The organism is Paenibacillus sp. FSL K6-2862, assembly GCF_038005125.1.
GTDB classification, from domain to species: domain Bacteria; phylum Bacillota; class Bacilli; order Paenibacillales; family Paenibacillaceae; genus Paenibacillus; species Paenibacillus illinoisensis_A.
This window is the reverse complement of sequence record NZ_JBBOSN010000002.1, coordinates 34,069-51,259: the sequence shown is the minus strand read 5'-3', so window position 1 is coordinate 51,259 and position 17,191 is coordinate 34,069. Positions and strand designations below refer to the sequence as shown.

General features: G+C 37.6%; 14 protein-coding genes. 11 read left to right on the top strand and 3 right to left on the bottom strand.

Annotated features, from left to right (window positions below; all coding sequences use genetic code 11):
• Positions 1-174: 174 nt before the first annotated feature.
• The gene (locus tag MHB82_RS30105) at positions 175-1,158 is read right to left on the bottom strand and encodes a DnaA N-terminal domain-containing protein (protein ID WP_341176772.1); all 984 of its coding nucleotides are present in this window, start codon (positions 1,156-1,158) and stop codon (positions 175-177) included.
• Between the two features lie 363 nt (positions 1,159-1,521).
• The gene (locus MHB82_RS30100) at positions 1,522-2,139 is read right to left on the bottom strand and encodes a copper amine oxidase N-terminal domain-containing protein (protein WP_341176771.1); all 618 of its coding nucleotides are present in this window, start codon (positions 2,137-2,139) and stop codon (positions 1,522-1,524) included.
• A gap of 276 nt (positions 2,140-2,415) precedes the next feature.
• On the opposite strand from MHB82_RS30100, the gene MHB82_RS30095 reads away from it, so the two are divergent.
• The 9 genes from MHB82_RS30095 to MHB82_RS30055 all read left to right on the top strand — a co-directional run bounded on the left by MHB82_RS30095 (position 2,416) and on the right by MHB82_RS30055 (position 13,703).
• Complete coding sequence (locus MHB82_RS30095; protein WP_341176770.1) at positions 2,416-3,840, top strand: hypothetical protein; 1,425 nt, start codon at positions 2,416-2,418, stop codon at positions 3,838-3,840.
• A gap of 301 nt (positions 3,841-4,141) precedes the next feature.
• On the top strand, positions 4,142-4,762 hold the full coding sequence (locus MHB82_RS30090) for a hypothetical protein (protein WP_341176769.1): 621 nt from the start codon (positions 4,142-4,144) through the stop codon (positions 4,760-4,762).
• Between the two features lie 168 nt (positions 4,763-4,930).
• Positions 4,931-5,191 carry a hypothetical protein gene (locus MHB82_RS30085; RefSeq protein WP_341176768.1) on the top strand — a complete coding sequence of 87 codons (261 nt, stop codon included), beginning with the start codon at positions 4,931-4,933 and terminating at the stop codon, positions 5,189-5,191.
• A gap of 914 nt (positions 5,192-6,105) precedes the next feature.
• Positions 6,106-7,305, top strand: coding sequence for a hypothetical protein (locus tag MHB82_RS30080; protein ID WP_341176767.1), 1,200 nt, complete (start codon positions 6,106-6,108; stop codon positions 7,303-7,305).
• Between the two features lie 781 nt (positions 7,306-8,086).
• Positions 8,087-9,289: a hypothetical protein gene (locus tag MHB82_RS30075; RefSeq protein WP_341176766.1), complete on the top strand. Its 1,203-nt coding sequence runs from the start codon at positions 8,087-8,089 to the stop codon at positions 9,287-9,289.
• A gap of 368 nt (positions 9,290-9,657) precedes the next feature.
• On the top strand, positions 9,658-9,810 hold the full coding sequence (locus tag MHB82_RS30070; RefSeq protein ID WP_341176765.1) for a hypothetical protein: 153 nt from the start codon (positions 9,658-9,660) through the stop codon (positions 9,808-9,810).
• Between the two features lie 75 nt (positions 9,811-9,885).
• Positions 9,886-10,638: a serine hydrolase domain-containing protein gene (locus MHB82_RS30065; RefSeq protein ID WP_341176764.1), complete on the top strand. Its 753-nt coding sequence runs from the start codon at positions 9,886-9,888 to the stop codon at positions 10,636-10,638.
• Between the two features lie 559 nt (positions 10,639-11,197).
• A complete protein-coding gene (locus MHB82_RS30060; RefSeq protein WP_341176763.1) occupies positions 11,198-11,923 on the top strand; it encodes a hypothetical protein in 726 nt (241 codons plus the stop codon).
• 523 nt (positions 11,924-12,446) lie between these two features.
• Positions 12,447-13,703 (top strand): DUF3854 domain-containing protein, encoded by a 1,257-nt coding sequence (locus MHB82_RS30055; RefSeq protein ID WP_341176762.1) that lies wholly within the window; start codon positions 12,447-12,449, stop codon positions 13,701-13,703.
• Between the two features lie 352 nt (positions 13,704-14,055).
• Here MHB82_RS30055 and MHB82_RS30050 read toward each other — a convergent pair whose 3' ends face one another.
• On the bottom strand, positions 14,056-15,792 hold the full coding sequence (locus MHB82_RS30050) for a methyl-accepting chemotaxis protein (protein ID WP_341176761.1): 1,737 nt from the start codon (positions 15,790-15,792) through the stop codon (positions 14,056-14,058).
• A 305-nt stretch (positions 15,793-16,097) separates the two neighbouring features.
• Between MHB82_RS30050 and MHB82_RS30045 the strand changes: the two genes are divergently transcribed.
• A complete protein-coding gene (locus MHB82_RS30045; protein WP_341176760.1) occupies positions 16,098-16,430 on the top strand; it encodes a metal-sensitive transcriptional regulator in 333 nt (110 codons plus the stop codon).
• A 343-nt stretch (positions 16,431-16,773) separates the two neighbouring features.
• The gene (locus tag MHB82_RS30040; RefSeq protein ID WP_341176759.1) at positions 16,774-17,190 is read left to right on the top strand and encodes a rhodanese-like domain-containing protein; all 417 of its coding nucleotides are present in this window, start codon (positions 16,774-16,776) and stop codon (positions 17,188-17,190) included.
• The last annotated feature ends 1 nt before the right edge of the window (position 17,191 follow it).

Genomic DNA, 17,191 nt, shown 5'->3' with positions numbered 1-17,191 from the left:
ACGGATACTATACCGGTTATTCAAGGTTACTCTTGTTTGATAAAGAGGAAGTACTCGTATACATAGTATTGCTATGCACGTTTCTCCATCCAGGTCGAAAAACCTCTCAAGAAGAAAAGAATACAAAAAAGCCTGCAAAATTCCTCTGCAGGCATGTCGCTTATTATCTCAGCTCTATTCATGTAAATAATCATATTGAATTTGTACTACATTCGGATCGACCTGCAGCAAGCCATCAAGAATCAAGGTGTTCATTCGATTACTCAGCCATTCCGAAGCAAAATGAGTAGGGGAATAGACAGTAACAGTGCGATCACGTTTAATACAAAATGAATGTTTAAACCAGGTATCAAAAGAGGGTTTAGTCATTTTTGCTTGCAAAATGATAAGAACTTCATTCCATACACTTCGATCCTGATCCGTTATTTCCATTTCAAGTGATTTGATTTTCGCTTGAGTATCTTTCTGTAGCCTCTGAATGGTTTTTTCTTTTCGTACTATGGTTCCTTTGCGGATTACATTATCATAAACCTCTGTAAAATCGACTGAAGGATCCAGATGTATGACCTCATCTAAATTCTCAACAAGCCTCTGCATGTATCGATCGTGATCCAGTCTTAGTTCTGTTGGTAGCTTTTCATATAACTCAATGGGTAGGAAAGGGACCTTCTTACGTACTTTATACAGTGGACTTTCCTCTAAGTTGTTCTTGTCAGCATTTTGGACGTTGAAGACGACGACAAAACCATACCTTTCTAAGACTCCAAGTATCTTTTTTACAGTATTTCGACTCTTGTTCATCTTCTGGGAAATCAATTTCAAATCTGGCCAGCAATAATCTTTGTCGCCGTAACAGAATCGCTTGAGATGTCCATATAAGGCCACGCCTTCAGCACTGAAGAAATGTCCCCAATAATCCCATATGTAATTGCTTATGATGGTCATATGACCATCCACGTGTGGAATTGGTTGACCATGCTTGTCTAAAGAAAACTTTTTTATCTCTTCTTCGGGTATGTAGATCTTCTCGAGTTCCTTCTTGATATAAGCTTGTTCTTCATCATTCACCACCCTGATTTTGGATTCTTCAGCGCCCGTGGGGCGGTAACGGTAATATAACAGCTTATGAGGGGAGCCCTTTAGGTTTTTCTCATACATAAAAAATCTCCTTTGTTATTGCCTAGAAAGGCAACATTGAAGAGAAGTTAGAGCTTCACTTCATTAGATTCTGTGGAATCATAATAATAGTATTATAATATATTAGTTAATTAATTGGTATCAAATTGCTATTATTTTCGGTGAAAATAGACCCGTGTCCTTGTAAAAACGGATCTCTCTATTCCATAAAGTCGAGTTAAATTCGTAGTGATGATATTCATAAAATGGGTTTTAAGTAGAATTAGATAACAGCAGCCCAGATAGTTCGGGCTGCTTTAGGTTGTTGTAACTTTGTTCCTGCCAACAGAAAAGTTTTAGGAAGCCATAGACCTCAGAGTAACCAATATGTATTCTTGATCATTATTATTGTATCTTAATACGATAGTAGTAGTCCTCGGTCATTTGTTTGATTACATCCTCACGCTTCATTTTCACGCTATAAGGGAGACGATTTTTATCTCCTATCACAAAATCCTTATAAGTGCCTGCTTTAGTCTTTAGCAGTTTCGTTTCGCTTGTTAGCACTGTATGGTCTTTAGTGAGTGTTTCCATCACAATGACCGGTGGCCGTGAAACGTCTTTGGTCAGTGTATAAGTGAAATCCAAGTTGATGCCACCAAGAAAGGACTTGCTATCCATAGAGGTTATATAGTCATAGTTTCCTTCTGTGGTCAGGATTTCAACGGCATCATTTTTAATAAGAGGGTAGTCTTCTTCTGGAGCGGTAATTGAGATGGTATTGTTTGAACCATCCCATTTTACGTCATACCCGAATGACTCGCCGACCATCCGAAGTGGTACATAGGTTTTTCCGTTATACGAAATTGGTGCATCAGAAGGCGTCCCAATAACTCGTCCCTCTAGGAGCATCATGATTTGCGGAGACAACTGAGCAGTAATTTGTTTTCCTGCTGCCCAAACTGTAGTAGGAAGAAGTAGTCCTGCTAAAAGCATCATGCTCACTTTCCATTTTCTTTTCATATGTATCCTCCTTGTTATAAGTAATATCATCATATATTTTGGAGGATTTGTCATATGAGTTAAAGAGACTTTCTCCCTATTTGCCTCGAGAAAAATCAAGATCAGGACTAGTTATTGTCGAATACAGACGATAAACTGACTTTTTTTTCATTTTTCTTCATGCATAAAAACAAGAAGAGAAAATCGCACGTTGATGATAGAAACGTTCACAAAACTTCTTTAGAGAGTTATTTTATCACCAATATGTTATGATAGTGCTGGAGGTGAAACGCTTTGATGGAGGAACATGTACCCCAATATTTTATCAATCAAGTTGTGGATGAGTTAGGCCTGAGATGTGAAGAACTCTACAATAAACTAAATGAAGGAAACATTAGAGATTTCCTACATGATATCATTTCTTCTGAGCTTACACCTGCCAACATCCATGAAGTAAGAAGAAATACCTTTAAAGAATTACAAAAAACCAAGAAACGTTGGCTCAAGTCTCTTCAAGAGCTTTCTAATATATCTAAAGTAAAAAACAAGCGTGTGGAAGTTGTAAAAGAACTCGACCTTGCGAAAGAGCTTATTGAAATGTATGGCATGGATCAGTTCAAAAAGATTTATGAAGTGGATACACTAGAGGAGTTAAATGCAAAGCGTGTTGAAGAGGTAACTTCCTGGGCAAATGATAAAACATCCAGACTTATCGACTTCCTATATATCAAAGATAAGACTCCTTTACAGATTAAGAAAGCCATAAAATCAGATACAATTGTAACCATCGCAGATATTCTTATCAAAAACTTCGACGGGAACATTAACAAAATCATTATTGATCAACCTTTGGTCTATACGGATCATGCCGCTGTAAATCCTGGATGGTCACGAATGAAATTAACCAAAAAAAGTGTAGTTATTGATAACAAATTACACTATATTAGTGAATATCAGCCGGATGAAAATTATTCCTTGCTGACACTCGTGAATCAAGAAATCATCAATGAAGATCAAATTCTGCGTGCCATTGATGAAACAGATTCCAAACTGTTTAGGGCTGTGCTTTCGATGCGAGATCGCAAACTATTTTTTGAAGAACGAAAAATATATGTAACGATCGGGGATTTAGTAAGAAGGACGCACGGTTCAGATAACAAAAGTAATTACCTTTCGGTAAAGAGTCGTTTGACTAAACTTGCTAATGTTAAATTCAACGTACTTACGGAAAATGAAACCTTGGTATTTGGGATTTTTGACCGGCTTCATATTACAGAATTTGGTGATGGCGAGATGGCAGAGATCACGATTGCGGAGGATATTCACCAAAACTACATGATGGGCCAGGTCGTTCGAGCATATAGTGATAAGTTAATTCATTTCGAGAATCGGATGTCGGAGCATTTAATTTTCCCTTTGCAGAAAGAGAGATTCTTATGCTACTTGCGACAATCAGGATATACTGCTGAATTCGATTACACATATTTCATTCATAAGATACAATTTCGTAGTAAAAGAAAAGATATTAATCTAACTTTTATTGAAGAGTGCTTAAATGACTTTGTTAATCATGGAGTCACCGTGGAGTCTTACGTGCGCAAAAAAGATGTTTTCCACATTACTTTTCTTCCAGTCAAACCTTACGAGGCTGAGGACTTGCTAGGGAATCAACAAATCAATCATTTTATGAATGATCCAGAGCAACTGACTTTACCTTTCTAATATTTTACTCAATAGAGTTAGTGTGCTAACTCTATTTTTTTATGACTTTACTCTTAAAGCAATCCGGTATTTAAAATCAAATTTGCGTATCACCTCTAATCAAGTGAAACCTGTTTCTTATTGTGTTACCTTGAGTTTTGTAGCAGATTCACTTTGAGCGCATAGTGGGAGTTCCAGGAGACAGCCGAGTAACTGGTCGGTTGTTCTACGGTGAACTAACCGGCACATAAAAGATATACAGTACCGATGACTAAGTGAATCAATTAGGCAATCAAAAGAAAAGGAGCTAGAGTAACGAGCCATGATAAAAAAAGTGTTACAAATAACGATACCTTTAATATTAGTGCTAACCCTTGTTGCTTGTTCTATTAAAAAAGATGATGAGCAATTATCAAGCGAACAAGGGCATGCATATGAAAATACGACCGCTACGGATTATGCGGAGTTTTCCAAAGGAGGAGGACAGACAGTTATCTTTGCTAATGGAACCACACTACACTATAGAATTTCGGATAACCATACAGACGTCATGGGTAGCGAAAACGATGGCGATTGGGTAGTCAAAGAGTTCTCGGACCAGCTCATTGCAAGTGTCAACAATGAAGAAATAAATATTACGGATGCTCTTAAGGACAAAGGTTATTTTTACTATGGCTATCGGGATGATATGAACATTCTGCACCGACTATATATCGTTAGAAATGCAGGAGGTACCAAGGATTATGCAGAACGCTGGTACTCTCAAGCTGAATTGCTACCTGAGCTTGGCATGAGTGGAGGTTCAAGAGGACTTAGCGGGCCTTTGGGAACGGCAATAATGTCTGCTGAAGTTGAAGTGAAATATGATAATATTAATCTTGATTTTGCGCTACAAAAGCATATAAAACTATATTGGAATGAATATGGGCAAGGCTCATTGTAGTCCACAAGTATTTTGTTACATTAACGGGGAAGTTGGTTCCATAAAACTAAGAAAGAAGCTGATCAAAAGTTCAGCTTCTTTCTTTTAATAGGCAGTTTAGTTCAACTTCTATTGTTATATAATATAGCGACAGAAAACTATTTTAGTCATACGAATGGAGGACTTTTAATGAAGAAGGTAATCATAGGCGGAATATTAATGTTAACGGGATCATTGATATCTTTAGGAATTATACTGGCAGCTGCTTTATATGTCCCAAGTATCACTGCTTGGAGTGGATCAAGGTTATGGTATGCCATCTTCGGTACAAAACAGTATGGAGATGAAGTAGTACAAAGTTTATCTTTAGGTTTCCCTTTCAGTGTGGGTGTTATATTGTTTATTATTGGCCTGATAGTATTAGTAAGGGAGTACTTTATTAAGGATTAACGACAAGTCAGAGTATAACTCGTTACACCAACGGGCAGGTAAATATAACAATTGATATTTCAAAATTGCTAAAACTGCTTAAACTATTCGTTATATGGGCAAGACTGAATAGTAAAGTTGATTTATAGTCTTCTCCAGAACTAATTATCAATTTCTCCCCCAAATCTCCGCTCAAACCTTGGGGGAATTTTTTGAATAGAACAAAAAGTGCTCTAAATCTCCGCTATAATCGAGAGAATTCCCCATATCTCCGCTGGATTAAAATTTCTTAACTAAATCTCCGCTCAACTTATGAGAATCTCATAAATCTATGTTTATTTTTAATAGTTTTGGGGAAGAAAATGAGTTGTCAGAGTGAAAAACCACTAATAATTCCCCAAATCTCCGCTTAGTATTATCATTATGCATATAAATGTGATCATCTATATTAGAAATTCAAATTAATTCCCCCAAATTTCCGCTGTAAATAGAGCAAAAAAATTTCTCCATCCTATCATCCAGAAAAAACACGGTCAGAACAGGGGATTAGAATTTATTCTCCAAATCTCCGCTCTATTGTAGGGCCTTATATTTCGTAGCATATTTCATAAATCCCCCAAATCTCCGCTCAACCTACCTCTATTTACCATTAAATTTTTCAATGCTATAATGGCTTAAAGCTTAGAAGATCCGTGTAATACATAAAGAAAACTCGATATTTACTGTCGAAATAAAAACAAAAAAAGAACCCAACCACAGGTTCTACTAAATGGCTAAGTTTGGCGACCTGGCATTTAGTAGAATTCGAGAGATCGGGTTTTGGTCTTGCTTCTTTAACTGATATGGCTCAATTATAGCATGTCTTTTTCAGAAAAAAAAGCCAAAACCCTTTATTTCCTATGCCATTTTTGGGTTGGATTTAAGGAGCGGCAGACATGAAACATCATCCTGATTTATTTGACGCACGCACTCTCCATAATGATACTCGTTTGTTATTCAAACTGAAATTGCTGCTCGGTACCGTTTGTGCATATGGCGGGGAAGTTCCACTTTCCTTAACTGCACTTGCCAAGCGTATGGGCACCTCCACATATCGCATTCGAATTCTACTCCAAAAATTAGAGTTTGAGGGCATTGTTCATTACAATGCTGCTGGAACTTTGTTCTTTAATCAATATGTCTTTGTTCAAGATCAAGCGGAGGCTTCAAAAGAAAACCTTTATGCGAAAAACTTCGCTTTCTTCACTTGCGATGAATTCCTCGCAGAGGATCGTAATGTCCAACGTTTTGTTCTTCATTACGTCGGTAAAGAATTGATCTACATCCCAGGTAACTTTCGCTGGGGTTATCTTAATGATCTTTATGGTCCAACCGGCCTTCTTAATATTCGTACGCCTAAGGAAGCGAGAAACGTTCTTATCAAAGCTTCCAAGTATCTGAACATTAAAATACATACCGAAAACTTTCAAGTACTCCACGTTCATCAAAAATGGATTGATATGGGGGAAATTTACTCCGAGGGTGCAGAGCTGTGGGTTTTTAAACAGCTGAAAAAGCATCGTTTTTGTTGTGAATTTTTGTCACGTAAAGCCGTGTGGCAGATCGCCAAAGTGATGGAAGACTACTATGCGAAATTTGGCTATGAATATGCTACTGAAATCTTTGATACCGCTCTGTTTAACATTCAACTCAATAAAATGCGCTCTCAAGCCTTCTTGAATATGATTTACCGAGAGGATTCAGAGTATATCGTTACAGATGAGAAAAATGAATTAGATGAAATCAGTGCTTATTTCCGATCAGTAATGGAATCAGCCGAGCTAAATTATGCGGTACAGTTATCAATGGATCTTGAAGTGGTACACCAGAAGAAACAAATGGCAGAAACCCAGCTGTTTGCTAATGATGTGCTCTTGGAGATCAATCAAGAACTGATAGAGGCAGCTGAGGAACAACAGCGCCAGATTTGGGATAAGCTTCGTCGCATACATCACTGCTGGCTCATTCGTTTTAGACAAAATCCAGAATGGTTTGTTGAACGTCATTATCAAATAAAAACATTACCAGCGCCTATTCTAGAGATTAAACTTGAAATTGAAAAATATATTTTGAATCAAAAGAGTAAAGCTGTCTAATTTTAAAGATAAGTTAGGCTTCTTTGAATTGCTTTTTATTCTACTCATCTAACTTTTGATGCAGTGACTACTACAGACAGTAGAGTGACTGCTATTTGCTATGCCATAAAATGAAAGCAGGTTGAAAACCCATGTAGAAATTTTAATTTGTATATTAGTCCATCCCTAAAATTTCATCTGATTTAAGATTAACTCCCTAAAATGTCTGTGGATAACGTGTTTTTTAGTATGGATAAATAGATACTTTATGTTTATATGGTATAGCCAAAGGGGTATAGCGTTTACTAGCCTAGGGATACAGTTTAAGCAGTCGTTGATAGATCATACTCGGTCGTGGGTTTAAGTTTGAGTCGAGTGTAACAATGGATTTCTTATCTTTTAGCAAAATTATGTTTATGCAAGAATCCTTATGTAACAAGGGTTTTAAGGGGTTTTTGGAGAGTCCTAAAAAGGTATTAACTAAAGGTTTTGACCTATACTGTTAAAGAAAGATATTAAATTATGGTCTTAATTGATGGTGTTTAGAAAAGGTTTTAACATGTTTTAAAACAACTCCATCACCTAGAAGATATGAACCTCAATTTAATATCAGAACAGAAACTTTAAATACCCGACTTAGCTTGTTGTCCTAATAGAGGACTTCTTAAGCCCTATTACATATGTATAGATCGTTTCTTATTTGATCTACTAAGAAAAACTCAACAACCATTATGTTTCCTATTGCGTTCTGTACTATAGATAATATTGAAGATAGTGCCTACAGCATCTATACGAGGAGTTGATGATCATAAAACAAAATATAGTAAAAGCAACAATACTAGGAGTCGCTTTTACATTGCTATGTAGCGGTTGTATATTGTCTAACGCTAAACCGAATGACGCTCCTAACAGAGAAGAGTCAGGGATTAGTCAGAATGCAAACAAAAAACAGAACAAAGATAGTAAGAGCTTAATACTCAACGAGAAAAATGGGATTGTTATATCTATCTCATCAATAAAAGAAGACAAATTGCTAAGAAATATTACCGTAGACATGCGAGGGAAATTAAAGAAATCGTTTCTATGGAATACCGTGATGGATACTTCACGTCCTCCTATTATTGATGAAATTGATGTGAATGCAAATGGTACCAAAGAAATTGTTATCCATATGAATGCTGGAACGGGTATCGGGGTTGCTATCAATGAGGTCCACATCTTGGATCCAAACTCTCTTGAGGAACTGAATGTCGAGGATCCAGTGCAAAGGTTAAACAACAAACTAAACTCATCCATAAAGCACCAAACGGGTAAGACTTATATAGATACGGAATTGGACGGTAAGCATCTCAGTAAAATGTATGACTACGATATCGGATCATGGGGAGAGCGGGTTAGTTTCGGATCTATCGTATCTTATGAGATTCAGAATGGACGTTTGAGAGCAAATCTAGCTGGTCAGGCTTCGATGAGCGAATTTCCAGTGAAGGTTGTAGTCGATTATAATAGTGATCTCACAATTGAAAACTTCACTTTATTTTATAGCGGATTTCTGCAGCCTCAGTTCAGCGAAGAGGATGTGAAATCTATGCTGGATCACTGGTTACCCGAAGGAGACTGGATTGTTGAACGTAAAGATAATCAATATGTCACTAGTTATCCCAATCATTCGAGTGACGGCGAGTCCATGATGATAAGTATAAACCCGATGACAGGCACGGTACATGATACGACTTCGGGTAGTCCGCTTAAAAGTCTTGCTAACGTAGATGCACCCGACCTTTTTCAGATTAGCAACGGTACAAAGTATATGGCCGAACTCTACAGACTGGGAAAGCCTATACTTGAGGCCGCTGGCTTGAAGCCAGCAAGCAAAGATTGGATTACTGGCTTTCTAGGTGATGGATACGTATTGGGAGAGGTTATACGATCCAATCTTAAATTTATGATCAAAGTTGACGTATTTACAGGCCAATGGGAAAAAATATCTGATCCTTTCCAGTAGGGGTGTGTAACTCAAGTTGTTGTAACGATGCCATTAACTTAGTGTAGTCATCTAGTTTTTTTGGAAAGGAGTTTGCTTCTTGGGTTCTTCAGATTAGTAGACTGTGTGGAATTCTTATTATTGGAGAACGATATATTCTTACCTTATTATAGAGGGCCATCTAGTTCTGGTCCTCTTTTCTTTGTGGCTTAACTGAACGTTGCTGAAATAAATAATGCACGAAGAGTCAAGAATTTCGTTCATCCGGTCCTAGATTTATAGAATTAGTGAATTTCTTCTTAATATTGATGATGCGACTATCGCAATAAATTTTAGTTCATAATATGTTCTTCTTATACATGGATGTATTATTTGAGAGGAGAAAAATTATGAATGTAGGAATTACAGATTTCGAAAGTATTATCAAAGCAGGCTATGATAATATCGCTGGTATAGTCGTAATGCAGTCCGGAGAAAAGGTATATGAAGGTTATTTCGACGGCCACACCGCTGAAGATACTATTCATATTGTGCATCCGTGACAAAGAGTGTTGTTTCTACACTGATTGGTATTGCCATAGATAAAGGTTATATCGAAAGCATAGACCAAAAAGTATTTGGAATTTTTTTCTAATTACAAGATCAAGCGCGGTGAAAAAACGATACAGCATGTCACAATAAAACACATTCTCACAATGACAGCACCATACAAGTACAAGTCGGAGCCATACACAAAGGTTTATACAAGCGAGGATTGGACAAAAGCTGCACTGGACTTCTTAGGCGGTAAAAACGCTATTGGAGTGTTTAAATATTCCACCATAGGCATTCAGATTTTATCAGGAATACTCACAAATGCAACAGGCCAACCGGTGCTTGATTTTGCCATAGAGAATCTGTTTAAGCCACTTGGAATAAAAGCACCTCACAATACGAATGTAAATTGCAAAGAAGAGTATTTTGCGCTTCTTAAGGATAGGTACGTTCAAGGTTGGGTGGTTGATCCCAAAGGCACGAATACTGCTGGTTGGGGACTTACCTTAACACCACGGGATATGGCAAAAATCGGTCAGCTATACTTAAGCGCAAGAAATTGGAACGGCAAGAAACTTCTATCCTCTCAATGGATTAAAGACAGTACCCAAGAAAACAGTCGATGGGGAGAGTTGCCATACGGATATCTATGGTGGATTGTTGGCAATAAGGAGGATGGTTGTTATGCAGCTTTGGGCGATGGTGGAAACGTAATTTTTGTATCTACAAAGCAGAATATGGTGGTTGCTATCGCCTCTCGTTTTATGCCAAGTGCGAAGAATAGAATAGAATTGATTGAAAAACATATTGTACCGTTATTTACTGATAATCATTGAAGTGACTTATGTATATAGGCGATGAAAAACCTGGAGACCCTCAATCCTTTGAATAAACTACTGTGCTTATTATAATTAAGAATCATCCAATCTGCATTATAATAACTTATCGGGGGTTAACTAAATGTTAAAGAGAAAATTATTATGGGCTCTTCCGTTATCTTTGGTACTCGGATCTGTACTGGGAGTATCCATATCACATTCACGATTTGCACCTTTAGTTTTTTGGGGTTTCACTTTAGCTTTTGCGGTACTAGGATTTAGAGCTGGATCCAGAGGTCCCCTCTGGCGTTCTTTAGCTTATACTTGTTATGGAGGAGCAGTAACGACCGTGATATTTGGGTTTATTATTATGAATTAATAGATTGAATTCTACCACGTAGCCAAGTTTCATTAATATTCTAGTTTGCTATTAAAAGTTCTGTCTAGCATTACTAAACAAGAAATTTAACGATGCCCTAGATTCCATTTATATCTATTACAACGAGAAACTTGATCTTAGTAGTATGCCTTCTGCACAGATTTTAACTTAAGTGCAGGTCAAGTACAGTCCGTAAGCATGTTTAACACGGGTAAAACATCAGGGTCGCAACCTTTATACGTTAAGCTAATGGTTAACGGCATTACAGAAAACGATTTGGCTACGTTAAAGGTTAGCTATAACGGTACGGCGATTCAGGATATCAGTGATACTAAAAATAAAGCTCAAAGCTATTCTAATGCTGAAATATTATCTCTAAGTCCAAAGTTTACTGAGGTTACGCTGAGTTCAGATCGACGCACCGTTTTGGCGAAGATCGAACCGGGTTGGGATCCATATGTAAATCCTAGTTTCAACACGGATGATGCTTCTAGGGCGCGCTTTGCGATGCAAATTGCCAATGTGGATTACCAGCCAAACACGATAAGATACAGTTATAGCACATCGTATATATCTTATACGCTCAAATTTGATACGCCGCTTCCACAGGGAGTTGCAAAGATAAAATTTAATTCGAATTGGGTAGTGGATTGGGCTAATGACTCATGTTCATCGGAGATCATATTTGAATCTATTTCGCAACTTCCGGATTCAGGAACACCAACGGCAAGCTATTCCCAATCAAGTGGAAAAGTTCTTCTCTCTTTTGCGAATGGTTTCCAATTAAACAATTCCTCCACTACAGCTGCTGGCTTAACATTAAAGGTGGATGGAGTAGAATATGCCCTGCGTGGTTATCTGTTATCTCTTAACTGGAATAGTAAAAATCAGACCTATATCGACCTTAATGACCCATATGCTTAGAAGTTTAAACAAGCAGTAGATCAAGGTAGCGATATTCAAGTGAAGTATGTGAAAGTGAATCAAGAAGATCAGCAACAGATGTCGGATATCGCTGGTGCGTTGGTCCCTGATTTCGATTACATTCAAGTAACTAAGCAACCATAAGAACCAAACAAAAGAAGCGACGATAGTTAATATGTCGCTTCTTTTTATATTGAATCATTAGATCGCTTCATACCAAACAGACTAGACTAGTTTTGGATGAAGAGAATGATAGTTCTTTACCCGATTTTTTAGCAATGATATAATGTAGTGAATATACGAATAATCGGTTAATTTTCTTCGCACATATATAGTTTGCGAAGACGGGGTTATGCTTGACTGCATTTTTCAAAAATCTTATTCGGATGATAACAAGGTCCCACGACAGGACTGTACTTCTATCATCGGATATGCCAAGGAGACACATTCTAACAATGGAATGTGTCTTTTTTGTTTTTCACTTCTTATCTAGGAGAGTACATAACTAATTTGGAGGTATAGGATGAAACTTCGCAGACTTAGAAACATGGATGGATGGTATGAGGTCATGTCTATATGCCCGATTTGTGGTCACAAGGGATGGTGTGCGATCAACAAGGAACAAACAATTGTGCATTGCATGAGAGTTCCATCGGACCAATACTTTGAATCCAATATGGGAAGGCAATTTCGTCACGAATTGGTTCTTGGCTCCATTCCAAGCCATGAAAAAATTGAAATTGAGCAAGTCAATGCCGTTGATAAAAAAAACAATGCACATTTGAATCGCGTATACCGAGCATTGACCAACGAACTGTGTATTTCGGTAGCACATGAGAATCATTTGAGAGAAGAACGGAAGATGTCAGATGATACGATTTGTGTTCGAGAGTATCGAACCATGCCAGAAAGTGAGCGTTGGACGATTGCTAAAGAAGTAGGCAAACGACTAAATTCAGATTCTGATCTGCTTGGAGTACCAGGATTCTTTGTTCAAGAAGGCAAATATGGCTCGTATTGGACAATGTCCGGTTCCAGTGGATTAATGGTCCCGTTTCGTTCTATCCAAAATGAAATTACGGGCTGGCAAATTCGAGTAGACTCCCCTCCATTAGAGTTGGATTTGAAAGGAGCAGTGAAAGGCACCATCAAAAAGGAGATTGAAAAAGACCATATAGGTAACCGCCGAGCGCTCTGTGAATTAACCGTGGGAGGAAAAGAGATTGAGGTCCAGTTAACTGTAAAAGATAAAAAAGTTTGCATGCAGGATGATCAACTCATATTCAGTGTGGAGTTGAAGCAAGCACAGCGTTACTGGTGGTGGAGTAGTGGATCAAAAACCAATGGGGCTTCTATAGGAGGACCAATTCCATATCACTTGGCTCTACCTTCGCCTTGTTTGAGTTACTGGAAGTCTGATAACGATCCTGCATCGTTAATCGACTGCAGCGAAGTTTGGGTGACAGAAGGTGCCTTGAAGGCAGATAAGGCCGCTGATGGCCTTCTAAAGCCAGTATTTGGCCTTCCCGGCGTTGGTTCTTATCCACTCATCTTGGAACCGCTGAAGAAGCTAGGGTGTAAGCATGTTGTCATTGCATTTGATGCAGATAGCGTGAAAACACCAGAAGTGCAGCGAGCATTAGAACTTTGTGCAGAGTATTTTTCCGCCAATACGAATATGAAATTAAGTCTCGCTATGTGGGATATCTCACTTGGTAAAGGAATTGATGATCTCATCAATAAAGGATTTGTTCCTCAAGTATCCTTATTATTAGAATAATAGTTGCATTATTTCTAAATCTATATATTTAGTTCAGAATGTACAAGTATTAAAAAATTCTATTGTCAAAGATATTTGTTCAGAGTGAAAAACAAGGAGGTATTACGATTTTGGTTTAATCCATTTATATCTATTAGTATCTGATACTGACCATTGACCACAACGTAAAGGTGTTACATCAAAGATCTAATTATAACACTATAAGGTACCTGGTAATTTTTCTTTATTTAACATTGAACGGTAAAAAAGGCATGTGAAAAACCACTGCTAATTTCAGCAGTGGTTTATTTACTGGTAACATGCTAAAGGCTATTTATTTTAATGAATTATGATTTCTTTTCTCCAAGTTACATCACACTTTAAATTTGTTAATCTGTTCCTGGAGTTCTTCTGCCATTTTGGATAGAGAGGCGACTGATGAAGCAATCTCTTCCATTGAAGAGAGCTGTTCCTTTGTAGCGGTAGATACATTGTGTACCTCACCAGTTACTTCCTCCGCGATATTGGAGATCCTTTCTACATACTTGGCTACTTTATCCGTGCTAGTAGACATTTGATCTGCTCCTACTGAAGCTTCTTGAACTTCAATAGCGACCTTGTCCACGGCATTTAAAATCTGTTCAAACGCTTGTCCCGCTGAAGTAACTATCTTAATTCCCGCTTCTGTTTCGTGGCTATTCATTTTTACCGCTTGTATTGCATGATCAGTATCATTTTGAATGAGTTGAACAAGATTTGTTATTTTGCTAGCTGATTTTGAGGTTTCTTCTGCCAGTTTACGTACCTCACCGGCGACTACGGCGAAACCTTGGCCATGCTCACCTGCACGTGCAGCCTCAATTGCTGCATTTAAAGCTAGCAGATTGGTTTGACGAGCAATATTGTTAATTAGTTCCGTAATGCTCCCTATTTCAGCAGAATGTTTTCCTAACCCAGTTACTAGCTCTGTCAAAGCAGATATAGAAGAGTGAACCGTTCCCATTTGCTTCAAAGCATGCTGAATGATTGTGTTACCTTTAGTAGATTGAATTGCAGCATTCTCAGCAGATAGGGATATATTCTTCGCAAACTGCCCGATTTGTTCTGATCCGGTGGTCATCTCACTCATTGCTTGGGATGAATGTGATACCATATTCACTTGATCAGAAGTACAACTAACTAATTGCTCAACTGCTTCAGTAACTTGCTCGGAAGCTTTCGTATTTTGCTCGGCGCTCGCGAGTAGCTCTTCTGATGAGGCAGCGACCTGTTCGGAAGTTGTAGAAACAGACTGAACCATTGAACGAAGGTTTTCCGTCATCGTATTAAAGGAAGCAGAAAGCGTCCCGAGCTCGTCTTTGTTTTGTAGTATAATCATTTCGCCAGATAAATCACCGTCGGCAATGAGCATTGCTGAAGCATTCATTTTCTGAATTGGTTTCGATATAATATTTGCAATAAAGAAGGCAATAATTAAAGCGATCAGGAAAGATGCCAATGTGATCAATAAAATAATAAGGAAAGCATCATTAGCATCGACCAGTGATTTATTTGTAGCTTGCCCAGATAATGCATCGACCAAAGTAATCAGTTGTGAAATTGAATCATTAGCTGTAGACCACAATGGATAAGCTTCTGCATGTAGATTGCTAGCTTCCACAAAGTTATCAGTTAATCCTACATCGATAACTGACGGTATTTTCTTCAAATAGGCCTCATAGTTCTTGCTAAATGTATCATAGAGCACCAATGCTTTGTCATTATCATGAATTAGAGAAAATAATTGATTACGCTCATCATCAATTTTAGTTTGAAGTTGAACCAAAGACTTATTCATTCTTGTAATTTCATTTTTCTCTGTCTCCACGATGATGGCAAGAACCAGACGATCTACTTTTGAGACATCACCATTCATGATGCCCAGAAGCCTGACACTCGGCATCCACTTCTGATCAATTTCTTCGGCAGTTTCTGACATGCCATAAATCTGAACTAAAGCATAGGTGCTTACTGAGGAAAGAAGTGCTAACACAATTAAAAATCCTGTCAGCAATTTCATACGAATAGTTAACTTCATTCTCCCCGCCACGTTTCTTCGTGTGTTAATCATGTTTTTCACTCCTTAAAAATACAAAAGTACTATACCCCTCTATAGTATATCGACATTTATTAAAGAGTATTGAAGAGGTAGTGATATCAATTCCTTGTATTCAGGCATTCAACAAATTAAGTGGTAGGTTTTAAAACTAACTTGATGATCCAATCTATCTAGTACCTCTATCTCTTTGAAGACAATTTCATACGTTAATACTTTGGTTCCCCAGGTAAATTATTTCTTTCTGTTTGTGATAAGTAATATTCTATATTGACATACTATAGGGGAGTATTGTAATTTGGTAATGTGAGGTGGTCTCTATGGAGCAAATAGAATCAACGGTAAGTCATAATAATCAAGGCAATTCCAATGCCATTCGTAAAAGTCATCACTCCGACAAATTAAAAAGTAACTTAATATCTCGCCTAAATAGAATTGAAGGACAAATCCGAGGTGTAAAGGGTATGATTGAGAAGGATACCTATTGTGATGATGTCCTTAACCAAATAGCATCGATTCAGTCTGCACTAAATGGGGTTGGAAAACTTCTTCTTGAGGGCCATATGAGAAGTTGTGTGGTTGAACGAATTCAAGCAGAAGAGTATGAAGTTATAGAGGAATTACTAATCACAGTTAACAAGTTAATGAAGTAAAATAAAGATGAACCGTAATTTAATTCAACAACAGGCCAGTGGGCCTTTTTTTATTGATTTCATATAGGGTGAGGGGGTATAATGATCATGAATACTAAAAGACTTCCCTTGGAAATCAGTATATAGCACGTTCAAAAGAATCTGTAATGTAATAAGACTCACTTGATTTTTTTACGGTGAGCTATCAATTTGATGAAATATCTAGATTTATGACAATGCCAATTGTTAATTCTAATATTCGGTAAGATAGCTAAAGCAATCTATGAAGATAGTCTCATAAATTTTTTAAAATGACGATAAGATCCATTTGGGGAATTGCGATCACGAAGAAGAGAGGAATAGCATGATTATACTATTCTATATTTTAGTTGGACTTCTTGGTTCATGGTTATTGATTCAATTATGGCCCCTGAGGTCACTTACTTACATTCCTGTTGAAGAGTGGGAGCCACTGAAGGAACGCTGGGTATATGCAAAAATCCTAGATGTCAGAGATGCAAGTGAATATGAGGCTGGGCATATACCAGGCTCAATAAATGTATCTATTGGTAGATTACCACTTCTATGGGGTAAACACATTACACCAAGTGATGAAGTAATTATATTTTCTCGTAGTTGGATTCAAAGTAGGAAAGCGGCTAGAATTTTAGCACGTAGAGGGTTTCGAAGTTTGTACGCCATTAAAGGTTGTTATCTTTCAATGTCTGTTAGTGACACGTCGGAAAAACAACAGAACTATAAGTCTAATTACTGTCAGTAAA